The 14288-nt window shown below is 64.3% G+C and carries 16 protein-coding genes; 4 read left to right on the top strand and 12 right to left on the bottom strand.

All coding sequences use genetic code 11. The features are described from left to right. From ABE528_RS03265 to ABE528_RS03225, 9 genes are all read right to left on the bottom strand, one after another. Complete coding sequence (locus tag ABE528_RS03265; protein WP_346652170.1) at window positions 1-642, bottom strand: hypothetical protein; 642 nt, start codon at window positions 640-642, stop codon at window positions 1-3. Further along, window positions 639-1445 carry an SDR family oxidoreductase gene (locus ABE528_RS03260; RefSeq protein ID WP_152958248.1) on the bottom strand — a complete coding sequence of 269 codons (807 nt, stop codon included), beginning with the start codon at window positions 1443-1445 and terminating at the stop codon, window positions 639-641. The genes ABE528_RS03265 and ABE528_RS03260 overlap by 4 nt, the downstream gene beginning before the upstream one ends. After that, the gene (locus ABE528_RS03255) at window positions 1432-2112 is read right to left on the bottom strand and encodes an iron-containing redox enzyme family protein (RefSeq protein ID WP_152958247.1); all 681 of its coding nucleotides are present in this window, start codon (window positions 2110-2112) and stop codon (window positions 1432-1434) included. Before ABE528_RS03255 ends, ABE528_RS03260 begins: the two co-directional genes overlap by 14 nt. 8 nt (window positions 2113-2120) lie before the next feature. Beyond that, a complete protein-coding gene (locus tag ABE528_RS03250; protein WP_346652169.1) occupies window positions 2121-3584 on the bottom strand; it encodes an AMP-binding protein in 1464 nt (487 codons plus the stop codon). Continuing rightward, the gene (locus ABE528_RS03245; protein WP_346652168.1) at window positions 3574-4251 is read right to left on the bottom strand and encodes a thermostable hemolysin; all 678 of its coding nucleotides are present in this window, start codon (window positions 4249-4251) and stop codon (window positions 3574-3576) included. Before ABE528_RS03245 ends, ABE528_RS03250 begins: the two co-directional genes overlap by 11 nt. Before the next feature lie 141 nt (window positions 4252-4392). Further along, window positions 4393-4821 (bottom strand): DUF6691 family protein, encoded by a 429-nt coding sequence (locus ABE528_RS03240; protein WP_152958244.1) that lies wholly within the window; start codon window positions 4819-4821, stop codon window positions 4393-4395. A gap of 1 nt (window position 4822) precedes the next feature. Next, entirely contained in the window at window positions 4823-5260 is a 438-nt protein-coding gene (locus ABE528_RS03235) for a YeeE/YedE family protein (protein WP_152958243.1), read from the bottom strand. 81 nt (window positions 5261-5341) lie between these two features. Next, window positions 5342-6535, bottom strand: a complete 1194-nt coding sequence (locus tag ABE528_RS03230; RefSeq protein ID WP_152958242.1) for a cation:proton antiporter — start codon at window positions 6533-6535, stop codon at window positions 5342-5344. A gap of 128 nt (window positions 6536-6663) precedes the next feature. After that, complete coding sequence (locus tag ABE528_RS03225) at window positions 6664-7542, bottom strand: universal stress protein (protein WP_346652167.1); 879 nt, start codon at window positions 7540-7542, stop codon at window positions 6664-6666. 162 nt (window positions 7543-7704) lie between these two features. Here ABE528_RS03225 and ABE528_RS03220 point away from each other — a divergent pair, with 162 nt between their 5' ends. Then, window positions 7705-8601, top strand: a complete 897-nt coding sequence (locus ABE528_RS03220; RefSeq protein ID WP_346652166.1) for a universal stress protein — start codon at window positions 7705-7707, stop codon at window positions 8599-8601. Window positions 8602-8651: 50 nt separating this feature from the next. On the opposite strand, the gene ABE528_RS03215 is transcribed toward ABE528_RS03220, so the two are convergent. Next, complete coding sequence (locus tag ABE528_RS03215) at window positions 8652-9143, bottom strand: BCAM0308 family protein (protein ID WP_346652165.1); 492 nt, start codon at window positions 9141-9143, stop codon at window positions 8652-8654. 155 nt (window positions 9144-9298) lie between these two features. Here ABE528_RS03215 and prs point away from each other — a divergent pair, with 155 nt between their 5' ends. Continuing rightward, window positions 9299-10246, top strand: coding sequence for a ribose-phosphate diphosphokinase (gene prs, locus ABE528_RS03210; RefSeq protein WP_346652164.1), 948 nt, complete (start codon window positions 9299-9301; stop codon window positions 10244-10246). A gap of 14 nt (window positions 10247-10260) precedes the next feature. On the opposite strand, the gene ABE528_RS03205 is transcribed toward prs, so the two are convergent. Continuing rightward, window positions 10261-11151 carry a universal stress protein gene (locus ABE528_RS03205; RefSeq protein ID WP_346652163.1) on the bottom strand — a complete coding sequence of 297 codons (891 nt, stop codon included), beginning with the start codon at window positions 11149-11151 and terminating at the stop codon, window positions 10261-10263. Between the two features lie 190 nt (window positions 11152-11341). Then, on the bottom strand, window positions 11342-11596 hold the full coding sequence (locus tag ABE528_RS03200) for an outer membrane lipoprotein OprI (protein ID WP_110634624.1): 255 nt from the start codon (window positions 11594-11596) through the stop codon (window positions 11342-11344). A 152-nt stretch (window positions 11597-11748) separates the two neighbouring features. On the opposite strand from ABE528_RS03200, the gene ABE528_RS03195 reads away from it, so the two are divergent. Continuing rightward, entirely contained in the window at window positions 11749-12393 is a 645-nt protein-coding gene (locus tag ABE528_RS03195; RefSeq protein ID WP_346652162.1) for a BON domain-containing protein, read from the top strand. Between the two features lie 26 nt (window positions 12394-12419). Continuing rightward, window positions 12420-14261, top strand: a complete 1842-nt coding sequence (gene ftsH / locus ABE528_RS03190) for an ATP-dependent zinc metalloprotease FtsH (protein WP_152958232.1) — start codon at window positions 12420-12422, stop codon at window positions 14259-14261. Window positions 14262-14288: the final 27 nt, after the last annotated feature.

Raw genomic sequence — 14288 nt, 5'->3', positions numbered from 1 at the left:
TCAGTCCTGTTTGTCCTTGATGGCCTTGAGTAAAGCATCGATATCGGCACGCCGGCCTTGGTCAGCAAGCTCACGCCCTGGCCGGGGCGGCGCCTGCAAGGCTTTGTGCAAGGCGGCTGTGGCTTCAGGGTAGCGCTTTTGCCGATACAGATGATCGCCCCAGAAGTAGTTGCTGTCGATCCCGTTGGGGTTGATCTGCAGGGCTTGGCGCAGCATCTTGTCGGCCATTTCACTGTCACCAAAACCGATCGGCCAGCCTGGCACCTGGTCGTAGAGCGTGCCCAAACTGGTGTAGGCCGAGCCTTGCAGGGCGTTGGGGTCCAGCTTCATGGCCTGCTCCAGGCTGGCTTTGGCCGCCTTGACCTTGCCCAGCGCGCCCAGGCCGCCGACGGCGCCTGCCCAGCTGCTGTTGATGATGCCCTCCCAGATCAGGGGCTCAGGCGTGCCGGGGTACTGATGCACGAACGCCGTGGCATCAGCGGCCAGCTTTTCGAATGCATCGGCACGTTTTTCCTTGGGTAACTGGTACTGGATCTGCGCCCAGCGCTGTTGCAGATCGCTCAGGTGTTGCGTGCCGGCGGTGTCCAGTGCCCAACTGAAGGGGGCGAATGCCAGCAAGCTGGCGATGAACAGACGCTTCATTTGTTCGACTCCTTGGAATGGCCACCGATGTAGCGGCGAATAACCGGCAGTTGCTTGCGCAGCGCACGGTCGACAACCCCCGGCAACATGCCGTTGATGCGAACGAAGAGCTTCTCTGGCCAACCCAGATACAGTTCGCTGCGCTCGGACTGCACGGCCTGGAGCACGGCACGGGCGACATCGGCAGGATCGTCCATGCCGACTTTCAGCGCTTGGTTGAGCGCCGTTGCGGCACTGCTGTTCATGGCTGTGCGGGTGGCCCGCGGCGCGGCATACAGCACATTCACCGTGGTGTCGGCCAACTCGCGCCGCAGCGCTTCGGAGAACCCCCGCAGGGCAAATTTGCTCGCGCAATAGGTGGCGTAACCGGGGTAGCCGATCGAGCCATAGGTGGACCCGACATTGACCACCAGCGCCTTGGGTTGCTCGCGCAGCAGCGGCAGGCAGGCGCGGGTCAGTTGCAGGGGTGCCTTGAGGTTGATGTCCAGCAGCTCGTCCAGTGCGTGTTCATCCAGCTGGTCGAGCAAGGCGAACCGGTTTACCCCGGCGGCGTTGATCAACACATTGAACCCTCCCATCTCCCGGGCCCGGCTGACGACCTGCTCGCGGCCTTGTGAGGTACGCAGGTCGGCGGTCTGCCAGCGCAGGCGGTCCGGGTAACGGTTCATCAGGCCCGCCAGCTTGCCCAGGTGCCGGCTTACCGCCAGCACCCTGGCCCCGGCCGCGCACAGTTGCTCGGCCAGCTCCAGCCCGATGCCACCACTGGCGCCGGTCAATACCACCACCGACTCAGGCAAGCGCATGTTGCACCTCGGCCTGGCCCGCACGCGGCAAGCCTTCGAACATCTCGGTGTACAACCGGTACACCACCTTGGCGGCGTGTATCACCGCCTGATGGTCATCGACTTCGTCCAGCCGGTCCATCAGCCGCTTGTAGGTGACCATGTGCTCCTGGTCCAGCGCACCGTGGGAGCTGAGGTAGCTGAACGCGCTGTCCGGCAGCCCCAGGCTGCTCTGGATCGAGCCTGCGGCATGGGTGGCCAGGGCGATGCTGGTGCCCTCGAGGACGTTGACCATGCCGAACAGCCCCACCGGGTTGCCCCGGGCAATGAGGTCGTACAGGTAGGCGACCATCAGCTCGATCGGCAATGCCGGCCGGCCGTCACGCACCGCCTCCCAGTCACCGCCACAGGCCTTGATATCGTTGAGGATCCACTGCTCGTGGCCGTATTCCTCCTCGATGTACTCGCAGACGGCGCCGCGCAACCATTCCAGGCGCGAGGGCAAACGCGCGCCGCAGGCCATCATCAGCGGCACGGTGTGGCGCACATGGTAGTAGGCCTGGGTCAGGAAGGCGATATAGCTGTCCCGGCTGACCTGGCCGGCCAAGGCTTCACGAATCACCGGCACCGCGAACAGGGCCTGGCGTTCGTGGCTGGTTTGCAACTGCAGGGTGTCGAAAAATGACATGACGGACCTCACAACAGAATGTCGGACAACAGGGTGTGATAACGCTGCAGGATCGCCTCGCGTCGCGGGCGGCCATTGGCGGTCAGGGTGCCTTCGCCGGGCGTCAGCGGGCCTGGCAGGCGCCGCCAGGCATGCACCCTGGCGTAGTCAGGCAAGGTGGCATTGCTGCACTGCACGGCCTGCTCGATGGCCTCGTCGCAGGCTTCGGGGTCAAGCGGCCAAAGCAATGCCAGGTTGCGTGCAAGCCCTTCGCCGTGCACGAACGCCTGGGCAATCACGCCACTCTGGGTCAGCTCGGCTTCCACCCATTCGGGGTTGACGTTGCGCCCGAAGCTGGTGATGAACTGGTGTTTCTTGCGCCCATTCAGATACAGATAACCGTCGTCATCGAAGTAACCCAGGTCTCCCGTGGCCCACCAGTCCGACGAGGCAGGGGCTTCCCCCAGGTAGCCAAGCAGCACGGAACCGTTAACCAGTACCTCGCCATCCTCGGCGATGCGCACCTGAACATGGGGCAATGGCCGGCCGACGCTGCCTCGGCGCATCGCCCCCGGGCGGTTCAGTGCCACCACTGAGGCACACTCCGACAACCCATAGCCCTCGAAAACCGGCAAGCCGATGGCCTCGGCCCGCGCCAGCAGGCTGGGCGATACCCGTGCCCCGCCGACCGCGACGAAGCGCAGCGGGCCAACCCGCGTCAGCCCCCGCTCGATCGCCGTGACCAGGCCCATCAACAGCTGCGGCACCAGGATCAGGCTCTGCGCGCCGCTCAAGGCAATGGCCCCGAGCAAGCGCTTGAAATCGACCTGGCTGGCGCCACCCATACCCAGTTGCGCCTGCGGGTAGAGCAACACGCTGGCGCCTGCCATGAGTGCGGCGTAAACGCCCAGGTTCTCCAGCAGGACGCCCAGCGGTAACACTGCCAGGTAGCGCTGGGGCTCGGTAGGCCGGCTGGCCAGCTGCAGTTCATGCGCGACGCGCAGCATGGCATCGGCGCCCAGGCAAACGCCTTTGGGCGTACCCGTGCTGCCAGAGGTATAGGTGACCTTGGCGGTGCCCTCAGGCAGCACCACCGGCGCTGCCAGATCGCGCGTCCAGAATGCCTCCTGCTGCACAAAGCCCAGCTGGCTGAACACACCCTCCCAGGCAGGCTGGCAAAGCACCAGGCTTGCGCCGCACTGTTCGATGCAGTGGTGCACCTGCGCCGTACTGAAGAACGTTGGCACGATCACGCAGGCGCGCGCCGAAACCAGTGCCGCCAGGTCCCAGAACAGCAGTTCAGGGCCGTTATCCAGCGCCAGGGCCAACACGCCAGGGGGGTGCGCGCTCAAGGCCTTGGCGCGCAGCCAGACCTCGGCCAGCAATTGCTTGTAGGTGAACCGCTCATTGACGCCCTCCACGGCCAGCGCATCGCCGCGCTCACGGCCGAGGGCAAGCAGCAACTGCTTGAAACGCTCCAGCTCATGCGGCATGGCCGGCCTCCTTGTTCAGCGCAGGCAGCCCGAGGCGCCGGAACACGCCTGCCGACTCCAGGCGCTCGAAGCCATGGTGGATATTGCCGACGAACACCTGCGGATGCTGGTCGTAATAGTGCCCCCAATGCTGCGCCGACTCGTCCAGGCGGGCGGGGTCGGCCTGGGCCACCACCGTCGGCACCAGCCCCAGGCGCTGGAAACTGTTGATCAGTGTCGATGCGCCGGTGAACGCCACCCACTGCAACCCCCGAGTGGCAAGCAGCCAGGTCACGGTGGTGATCATGATCCGGGCGCTGCCGGCGCTGAGCGAGGCCAAGTTGCCAACCTCGACCATGCACTCGCGCCCCAACGTCACGCCCGCCACTCTGGAAACCGCGTTTTCCAGGGGCTCATCCAGATAGCCCTCGAGAAACAGCGGCCCGCTACTGGCTGGGCGCATCCCGGCCGCCGCCATCAGCCGCCCATGATGGTCGCGCAGGGCCAGTAGCTCCGGCAGGTAGTGGTGGACGTCGGCCTGGTGTACGTTGGCGAAACACTGGTGAATGAAGTGCTCCAGCTCGCCACGCCCCTGATCGTCCTGCAGGTGCAGGGATAAATGGGCGTGGTGCTCAGCATGGGTGCCGATGGGTAATGGGAGCAGGCTGCTCCATAGGGTTTGAGTCATGAAGCTCCCCCCGACTGGGTTGGTCAGGGCGAGTATCCGTGGCGAATCTGAAGGGAATCTGAAGGGAATCTGAAGACCGATGCAAACAGGCAGGCCGCCTGCAGACGCGGGCGCATCGATCAACATCAAACGCCGGCCGTTTCAAGCCTGGCGGCTTTTGCCAAGCGCCTCCAAGCCATTGAACAACGCCATCCCAGCCAGCATCGCAGCGACGAACAGCCAGCCTTGCCAAAAGCCGCCGGCCAGCAGCACCAGGGCCGGCCCCGGGCACACCCCGGCAAGCCCCCAGCCTATGCCAAAGACCAGGCTGCCGCCGACCAGGCGACGGTCGATATCACGCCGGGCAGGCAACTGCATTGCGCCGCCGAACAAGGCCACAGGGTGCCGACGCGCCCAGGCCATGGGCAGCAAAGCAGCTCCGATGGCGCCCACCATGACCAGTGCCAGCGACGGGTCCCACTGCCCGGCGAGGTCGAGAAACCCCAGTACCTTGGTGGGGTTCGCCATGCCCGACAGCAACAACCCCATGCCGAACAGCAACCCCGCGATGAATGCGCTGATGCGGGTCATTTCAGGCTCCTTGGAAAAGGTGGCGAACCACGAAGACGGTGGCAAAGCCGGCCACCATGAAGCACAACGTCGCCACCGCCGAGCGCGGGGACAGGCGAGACAGGCCGCACACCCCATGGCCACTGGTGCAGCCACTGCCATAGCGGGTACCCAGGCCCACCAGAAGCCCCGCGACCATGAGCAACCAGGGGCCCGTACTGAAATGCACCGGCGGCATCGCCGAGAACACTCGCCACAACAGTGGCGCCGCAATGATGCCCAGCAAGAACGACAGCTTCTCGCCTCGCCCTTCCCCCTCGCGCTGCAACAGCGAGCCAAGCAGGCCACTGATGCCGGCAATGCGCCCGTTCGCCACCACGAACAGCCCGGCGGCCAGGCCGATCAGTCCTCCGCCTGCCAATGCCGACCACGGCGTGAAGGCAGCCATATCAACAAACATCCCAGTGCTCCCTATCGAACTGCAGAAATGAACCGACTCTATCTTAGCGCTGTGCTTGCCGGTCGCTCGCCTGTCACACCCTCATTCTCGAACGCGTTGTCCCAGCCGCCGCGCCCCCGGCAAGGCACTCACGCCGTGCAATACCACGCTGAGCATGACGCACGCGATGGTGCAGGCGATGATCGTAGCCCCCTCTTGCAACGGCGTATCCAGTATCAACACCGCGAAAACGATGGAAGCCAGACCCCGCGGCCCGAACCAGCCTATGAACAAGCGGCTCTCGGCGCTGAGTGTACTCCCCGCCAGGCTGATCCAGACGGGCAGCATGCGCACCAGCGACAGGCTTGAGAGTGCGTAAAACCAGACGGAGGGCGCCATGATCTGCGAAGCCTTGGGCGCCACGTAGGCACCGAACACCACCCAGGTCAGCAGCGACAGCGCTTCACCGCATGACTCAGCGGTGGCCAGCAACGGCCGCGTTTCCCGGTTGAACAGGTAACCTGTCAGCAACCCTGCGCAAAATGCGGCGATGAAGCCGCTACCCCCCAGTGCCTGGGCGCAGGCGAAGCTCAGTAATGCCAGCGCGGGCATCACCAATTGCTGCCAGGCCTCGATCTGCAGGCAATGGCGTTGCGACAGACGTAACAGCCCGCCCACCAACAGCGCAAGCGCCGCCCCCGTGAGAACACCGATACCCAACTCCTCCAGGAAGAAATAGCCCGCCAAGGCAAAAGGCATCGTCGAGTGAGCCTCCATCAACAATGCCAACAGCAAGAGCAGTACCGGCACGCAGATGCCGTCATTCAACCCGCTTTCGACATTCAGGCTCTCGCGCACATTGGCCGGCACCTCGGGGTTGCTCACAACCGCCTTGCCAAGGGCGGCATCGGTCGGCGCCAGTATCGTCGATAACAGCGCCATCTCCAGCCAGGGCATCTGCGGGAACAGCAGCCAAGCGGCAAGCCAGCCTGCAATCAACGTCAGCGGCAGCCCCAGGGTCAGCAGGCGCAGCGGCAGGCTACGGGATTGACGCAATTGGGCCAGGTCGGCCTTGGCGGCATCGTTGAACAGCACGATTGCGAGGGTAAGCTCGGCCAGCAAGCGAAGATCGTTGCGGTCCAGCGAAAGGTTCAACAGCCCAAGCCCGGAGGGACCTGCCGCCAGGCCCGCCAGCAGGAACAACAGCGGCCCATTGACCGGTTTGGATTCAAGCGCGCCGGCCAGGCTGGCGTACAGCACCAGCAAGGCGGCCAGAACAGCCAGGTTCTGATACATGGCCACGCCTCCGGATCAAAAGCGTATGTACGAACGCTATCACTGCACGTGCAACGCGACGATCTGAAAGGCGGCAGAAGTTATCCTAGGTCAACAACGCAAGTAATAAAGATCCGATACCGCCTGATTCAACTGCCGGGTGCGGGCCTGATGGTCAGGATGCTGCACGGTGCATGGCTGACAAGCCGCTCGGTGGTATCGCCGATCAGCTTGGCCCAACGCCTGGCCTGCACGGCGCCGACCACCACCACGTCGGCTCCCAGCGCAGCGATATGGGACTTGATGACGCGCAACGGCGCCCCTTCGCTGAAAAACCGATGACTGTGGACGATGCCATGGGCATCGGCCAACGCATCGAACGGCAACTGCAGTGATTCACGCACTTCGTCCGCCCACGGGCCGGCGAGGTCAGGGTTGGCCAGCATGGCGATTGGCAGGTCGTACGCCGAAAGCAGGTGCAACTGGCCCTGGCATTGCATCGCCAGTTGCTGACCGGCAACGACCAGCGCGTCATTGAGCGGCGAGGGTTGCGAGACATCCACCGCAACCAGCACGTTACCTGGCATGGCCGGGGCATTCGCTGGCACGAACATCAACGGCACCTCGCTCGCATGCAACAGCACCTGGTCAAGCGAGGTCCGGGCCAGCTGATCGATCAGGGAACAGCCCGGGCAGGCCTTGATCACCAGGTCAGGCGCGTAGCGGGCGATGCAGGCTGGCACCAGGTCGCGGGGATCGGCGGTTTCCACGGCCTCGAAACCTGGGCGTGCCCCCCTTGCCGGCTGTTCGTCGAGCAGCGCCTTGAGCTCTGTGCTGAAGTGCACGAAGGAAACGGAAGGCAGCGGGGTTGCCTGCAACTCGTGGCGCAGACGCAGTTCGCCGGGTTCATGGACACCCAGCACCTGCAGGGCGGCACCAGACGCCGCCGCCAGGGCCATGGCCCGGGACAGCGCGGCATTGGCCTGGGCCTCGGTCATGATCAGCAGGATCCGGCGATACGGGTTCATCGGGCACCTCCCGGCGCGGCTGCAGGTATGCGTATGCATGCCATTATCGGAGCCCGGGCTGGTTCGTTCTTGATAAAAATCAAGGCCCCCTGGCGCCATCGCGGCACCCTACGCCTGAGCCCGTATGCCTTCCCGGCGAGGGCCATCGCTGCGGAGGCCATCATGAACGCTTTGACGCGACTGCTACTGATCTGCCACCCGGACCTGCACCCCTCGCCAGCCATGGCGCGCGCCCAAGCGCTGGCCAAGGCCACAGGCGCCACCTTGCACCTGGTGGTGCTGAGCCAACTACCGTCACGCCTGATCACCCTTGACCAAATGCTGCGCAGCAGTGCCCGCAAGCAAGACGCCGAGCACCGCAAGGCATGGCTGCACGAGCAGGCGCAAGCGCTTGGCGAACAGGGCATTACCGCCTACCCCGAAACACTGGATGAAGATGACCCACTGAAGGACCTGATCCGCCTGGCACAGCTGCACCATGTGGAAATGCTGATCAAGGATATCCGCCACGAGACCGCCGTCAGCCGTGCCCTGCTCACGCCACTGGACTGGCAGTTGCTGCGCCGCTGCCCGATACCGTTGCACCTGGTGGCTCAGGCTGAGTCGGCGCTGCCTGCGCGGGTGCTGGCCGCCGTGGACCTGGTCGAGCACGACGCTGCGGTACACAGGTGCAACGACCATGTCCTGCAGGCTGCACAGGTGCTGGCGCAGCGCTGCAAGGCACAACTGCATGTGCTCCAGGCCTATGAACCGAGCCCTAGCTTCATGGCCTACGCCGCCGCACCGGTGGCATGGACCGATGAGGTGGTCGAAGAAGTGACAGGCAGGGCACGGGAACGCCTGACCCGCTTCGCGGACCACTACGGCATCAAGCCGGACCATTTGCACCTGATACGCGGGGCTGCCCGCAGTGTCGTCAGCGAATACGCCAACCAGCATGGCTTCGATGTGGTCGTCATGGGCACGCTTTACCATGAAGGGTTGACCAAGGTCATCGGCAGTACCACCGAGCAGACCCTGCACAAAGTGCATTCGAGCCTTCTGGCGATCCACGGTTGATTGACCGCCGGGTTGCCAGGCTCCGTGCTTGGGCAGACCGGCGGCCCACCTCAATCGCGATGCCAATCGACGCTCAGGTATCGCTCACTGTCGCTGTAGCGATAGCTGCAGGTGCCGTCATAAGCGGCTTCCAGGTCATGTCCGATACGGTTGGCCAGGTGCGTGCCAGTGGTGGTTGCCACCAGTTCGTCATCCTTGCAGTCGATGGCGATCAGCCGTTCGAGCACGTGGGTCTGGCGCTCTTGCTGTTCGGCATGGAGCATGAGCTGGCGAATCTCCTGCTCATGGGCCGTGAGGAAACGGCCCGACACGCGCACCTGGCCCGCTGCGGCATGGTCTTCGATGCGTCGGCAGGCTGGGCATACGGTCGACTCCAGCGGCCCGAGGCCGTTGGCGCCGTGCGGGTGCCATTCACCCTCGTGATAGACGGCGCCACATTGCGGGCAAAGCGCGTTGCCACTCGGGCGAAGGGGTATGGCGTAGGGGTCGAAGGGACGGGTTTTGAACAATTTGTCCTTGTGGCTTTTCTGATACTTGTCCATCGGCGTGCTCGCTGTACGGATTGTGAAGATCGCAGCCATTGGCATGCGCTGACCTGCACAGTGTCCGCCCATGGGCCACGCTGTACTTGATAATCGTCAAACCCAGCGGTGCCACGCCGCTTATGTTGCCGATAACGACCCGGGGAGTACCGCGCATGAACACCACAGCGCCATTGATGTTTGCTTTGCAAGGGAGCGAGGGCTATGGCGATGCCGTTGCCCGACGCCTGGGCGTCACGCTGTCGGCACATGAAGAGCGAGACTATGAGGACGGCGAACACAAGTGCTGGCCCATGGACCCGGTCGAGGGGCGAAACGCCGTCGTTTTCCACTCACTTTATGGTGACACGCACCACAGCGCTCACGACAAACTGTGCCGGCTACTGTTCTTCTGTGGTGCGCTCAAGGATGCCGGCGCCAGCCAGGTGACAGCCGTGACGCCCTATCTGTGCTACGGACGCAAGGACCGCAAGGTGGAATTTCAGGATTCGACCATTACCCGTCACGTGGCACGCCTGATGGAAAGCTGCGGCATCGACCGGGTGGTGGCGCTGGATGTGCATAATCCCAGCGCGTTCGACAATGCCTACCGGATCCCGGCCTGGAACCTCACCTGCGCGCAGCTGTTTGCCGAGCGCCTGGCGCCGCTGCTTGCTGAGCAGGTCATCACGGTGGTGTCGCCGGACATGGGCGGTATCAAGCGCGCCGAACAGTTTCGCCAGGCACTGGCCCATTTGCTCGCGCGCCCGGTGGCCATGGCCATGGTGGAAAAGCACCGGCAACACACGCAGCTCAGCGGCGAGTGCCTGGTGGGGAATGTGGCTGGCAGCACGGTCGTGCTGTTTGACGACATGATCAGTACCGGCCAGACACTGTTGCGGGCCGCACACGCCTGCCATCGAGCTGGCGCATCCCGCATTCTGGCTGCTGCCACCCACGGTCTGTTCACCGCCGCAGGAACGCTGTTCGAAAGCGCGATGTTCGACCGCATCCTGGTCGCCGACAGCATCACGCCCTTTCGCCTGCCCGCCGCTTGCCGGGCCCAGCTGGACATCGTCGACAGCAGCGCCCTGGTCGCTGAGCGCCTCATGCCCATGGCGTAGCCAGCCGCACAGCCCTACACCACCAGGATATTGCAAGGCACCTGGTACAACACATGCTCGGTGGTGCTGCCGAACAGACGGTCCAGTCCCCGTGCGATGGGCCGGCCCATGACCAGCACGTCCACCGGCTGTGACTCGACGTATTCGCTGAGCACCGCGACCGGGCGGCCCAGCACGAAGTGGCGGCGTTCCGGTGGCGCGCCGAAGCGCTCGGCCAGTTTCTTGAAATCGTCCTCCAGCGCTTGGCGCAAAGGCGCGGCAATGTCACCGATGGCCCAGGCGGCATAGCCCATGTCGCCCATGTAGGCCATCGACAGATCGCAGGCGTGCAGCAGGTCCAGTTGCGCCCCTGTCTGCAAGGCCAAGGCACTGGCCTGCTGGACGATGCTGTCATTTCGGGCCTGCCCCTCAGCCGAGGTGTCGGCCACGTCCACCGCCGCCACGACCTGGCGCGGCAACGCCGGCCGGCTGGCACCGAGCAAGTAGACCGGGACCGGGCAGTGGCGCAACAGTTGCCAGTCCAGCGGCGTGAAGAACGCGCGCTTGAGCGCGGGCTCATGTTCGACCTGCTTGAGCAGCAGGTCCGGTTGCATCTCCATGACGTGCTGCAGGATGTCATCCTGCAGGTCATTGCTCCAGGCCACCTCGGTCGTCACCTGCACGCCAGAGGCGCGCAGCGCGTTCGCCTGGGTTTCCAGCTGTCGCTGCTGAGCAAGCCGGTAAGCCTCCCGCTCCGTTTGGTGCTTACCGGACTCCAGCAGCCAGAGTTTGTCCAGTGATTCGAGCAAGGCGACGATGTGCAGGCTGGCCGATGCGGATCGGGCCAGTGCAACGGCCTGCTCAAGGGCGACCGCCTGGTGCAGCATCGGGCGCATGATCAGCAACAGGCGTTGATAGTGACTCATGATTGCCTCCAACGGTGGGCCGGCCTCATCACTCAGGCAGCGGGGGTTGCATCAGGAGTAGGTTGTTCTCGCAGGGCAGCGCGATTGACTGGTATAGCCAGCATCCGGTTCACGCCGGCCTGGGCGCTTGATTTTTATCAAGCGTGCGAACGCCAGCAGCGTCGCTCAATGTTCGACGTGGCATGGCGGGCTACTTGCGTCTGGCCTGCTGGCGCAGTTGCTGCACCTCGTCCTGAGCCTGGGTTGCCCGCCGTAGTGCCTCGTTGGCAGTCTGCTCGACCAGATCGATGCGGTAACACACCTGATCGGCGCGCAACCTCGCGGTGGCGGCATTGTTCTCCGCCGACTCCAGGCGCGCATCGTATTCCTCGGCGCGCCACGCTGTGCAGCCTGAAACAGTAATCAGCAGCAGGCTTGCCCACCCGCAAAGCACATAACGTCGCATATCCGTACCCTCATGCATGCCCAGGACACGCTGAGTATCGATGGCGGCGTGCGCCGCAGCCTGACATTTGTCAATCGCGTTGGCCGGCACAAGGGTAGAAACAAGGACTCAGGGCACTTGAGCCCCTCCCCTGTCCGCTACCGGAGCCGATCATGAACGACCTTGACCTGCGAGACCTTGTGCTCGAAGAGCTGGAATTCAAACCTGATATCAATGCCGCCAGCATCGGCGTGACGGTGCAGGACGGTGTGGTGACCCTCTCCGGGCACGTCAACAGCTACGCCCAGAAAGTCAGTGCCGAGCGCACGGTCAAGGCCATGAAAGGCGTGCGCGGCCTGGCCGAGGAAATCGAGGTACGCCTGAACAAACTCGAAGGGACCGCTGACGACACGATTGCCAGCCGTGCCCTGAACATCATCGCCTGGAGCTCGGACGCCAACGTGGAGGGCATCAAGGTCACCGTGCAAAAAGGGACGGTAACCCTGGAAGGTCAGCTCGATTGGCAATACCAGAAGGAAGTGCTCGAACAGGTCTGGCGCCTGTCGGGCGTGGTGGGCGTGCACAACCGCATCACCCTCAAGGCCCGCGCCGACGCGGTCGATATCAAGCGCCACATCGAGGACGCACTCAAGCGCAGCGCCGAAATCCAGGCCGAAGGCATCCGCGTCACGGTCAACGGTGGCGTGGTCAAGCTGGAAGGCAAGGTGCATTTGTTACGCGAGCGAGAAGTGGTCGAACGTGCGGCCTGGTCGGTGCCGGGCGTCAGCAAGGTCGAAGATTATCTGTTGATCGCCTAGCGCCGCCGCGCCGAGGAGAGATGGCCATGAACAAGGATCAGCCCTGGAAGCTCTACTTCCTGGCAGTCGGCCTGGCGGTGCTGGCTGCCGTGCAGTTCGGCCTGTTCAACCAGCCAGCCGTGCAAGCCATCCCTTACAGCCAGTTCCTGCAATTGCTCGATCAGCAGAAGGTCAGCGACCTGCATATCGAGCACGACCGTATCCTCGGCAGGCTGCAGGAACCGATCGATGGCCATTCGGTGTTCTCCACCGTGCGCGTCGACCCGGCACTGAGCGAGCAGCTGGGGCGCTCTGGGGTGGCCTTCTCTGGCGTCGTCGAGGACAGCACGCTAGCGACCGTGGTGGGCGCGTTGATGCCGCTGCTGATGATGTTGGTGCTGTGGTACTTCCTGTTTCATGGCCTGGGGCAGAAACAAGGGCTGGGCGGGTTGATGGGGGTGGGCAAGTCGCGCGCGCGGGTCTATGTCGAACATGACACCCAAGTGACCTTCGCCGACGTGGCCGGTATCGACGACGTCAAGGGCGAGCTGACCGAGATCGTGTCCTTCCTGAAAAACAAGGCGTGGTATGCGCGCCTTGGCGCCCATGTGCCCAAGGGCACGTTGCTGGTAGGCCCACCCGGCACCGGCAAGACCCTGGTCGCCAAGGCCATCGCCGGGGAAGCGGCGGTGCCGTTCTTCTCGATCTCCGGCTCGGAATTCGTGGAGATGTTCGTCGGCGTGGGTGCCGCGCGGGTGCGCGACCTCTTCAACCAGGCCCGCCAAGCCGCACCTTGCATCATTTTCATCGACGAACTGGATGCCCTGGGCAAGATGCGCGGCATCGGCAGCTTTGGCGGCAATGACGAGAAAGAACAAACCCTCAATCAGTTGCTCGCCGAGCTCGACGGCTTCGACCCGCGTGAAGGCGTGGTGCTGCTGGCAGCGACCAATCGCCCGGAAGTGCTGGACCCGGCGCTGCTGCGTGCCGGGCGCTTCGACCGGCAGATCCTCATCGACCGGCCCGACCGCAAGGGCCGCCTGGCGATCCTGAAAGTCCACCTGCACAAGATCATCTACAAGAACGACCTGGACTGCGAGCGGATTGCCGAGATCACCCCGGGCCTGACCGGCGCCGACCTGGCCAACCTGGTCAACGAGGCGGCCATCGTTGCCACCCGGCGCTCCAGCCAGTGGGTCGAGTTGCAGGATTTCACCGCGGCGGTCGAGCGCCTGGTGGCAGGCGTCGAGCGCAAAGGCAGCGTGTTGCGCAGCGACGAGCGCCAGGTGGTGGCCTACCACGAAATGGGCCATGCCCTGGCCGCCAGCAGCCTGCCGGCGATGGACCCGGTACACAAGGTGTCGATCATTCCCCGCGCCGCGGGTTCACTGGGCTACACCCTGCAACGGCCAACCGATGACCGCTACCTGATCAGCACCCAGATGCTGCGCGACCGCCTGGTCGTGCTGATGGCCGGGCGCGCCGCCGAACACCTTGCATTCGGCCAGGTCTCCACGGGTGCCGCCGACGACCTCGGGCGCGCCACCGACATCGCCCGCCAGCTGGTCACCCGCTTCGGCATGAGCCCGGCGCTGGGCCAGGCGGTGCTGGAGCGCCAGCAAGCCGGCTATCTGGGCGATTCGGTGTTGCGCCAGGAGCGCAAGGACTACTCGGAGCAAACCGCGCGCGAGATCGACCTCGCTGTCCGCGGCTTGCTCGAAGAAGCCTATGGCCGGGCGCGGGCTTTGCTGGAGCAGCGCCGCAACGACCTGGACGCAGGCGCGCGTCTGTTGCTGGCCAAGGAGACCATCACCCCCGAAGAATTCCCGGCGTTGCAACCGCAGGCCAATGAGCCCGCCACCTATGTGTTGGTCGATGTCAGCAAATGAACCGTCAATCCTGGCCAGGTTACCCGC

The organism is Pseudomonas sp. TWI628, assembly GCF_039673865.1.
Lineage (GTDB): Bacteria > Pseudomonadota > Gammaproteobacteria > Pseudomonadales > Pseudomonadaceae > Aquipseudomonas.
Note: the sequence above shows the minus strand (reverse complement) of the source record. Positions and strands in the feature narration are given on the sequence as shown.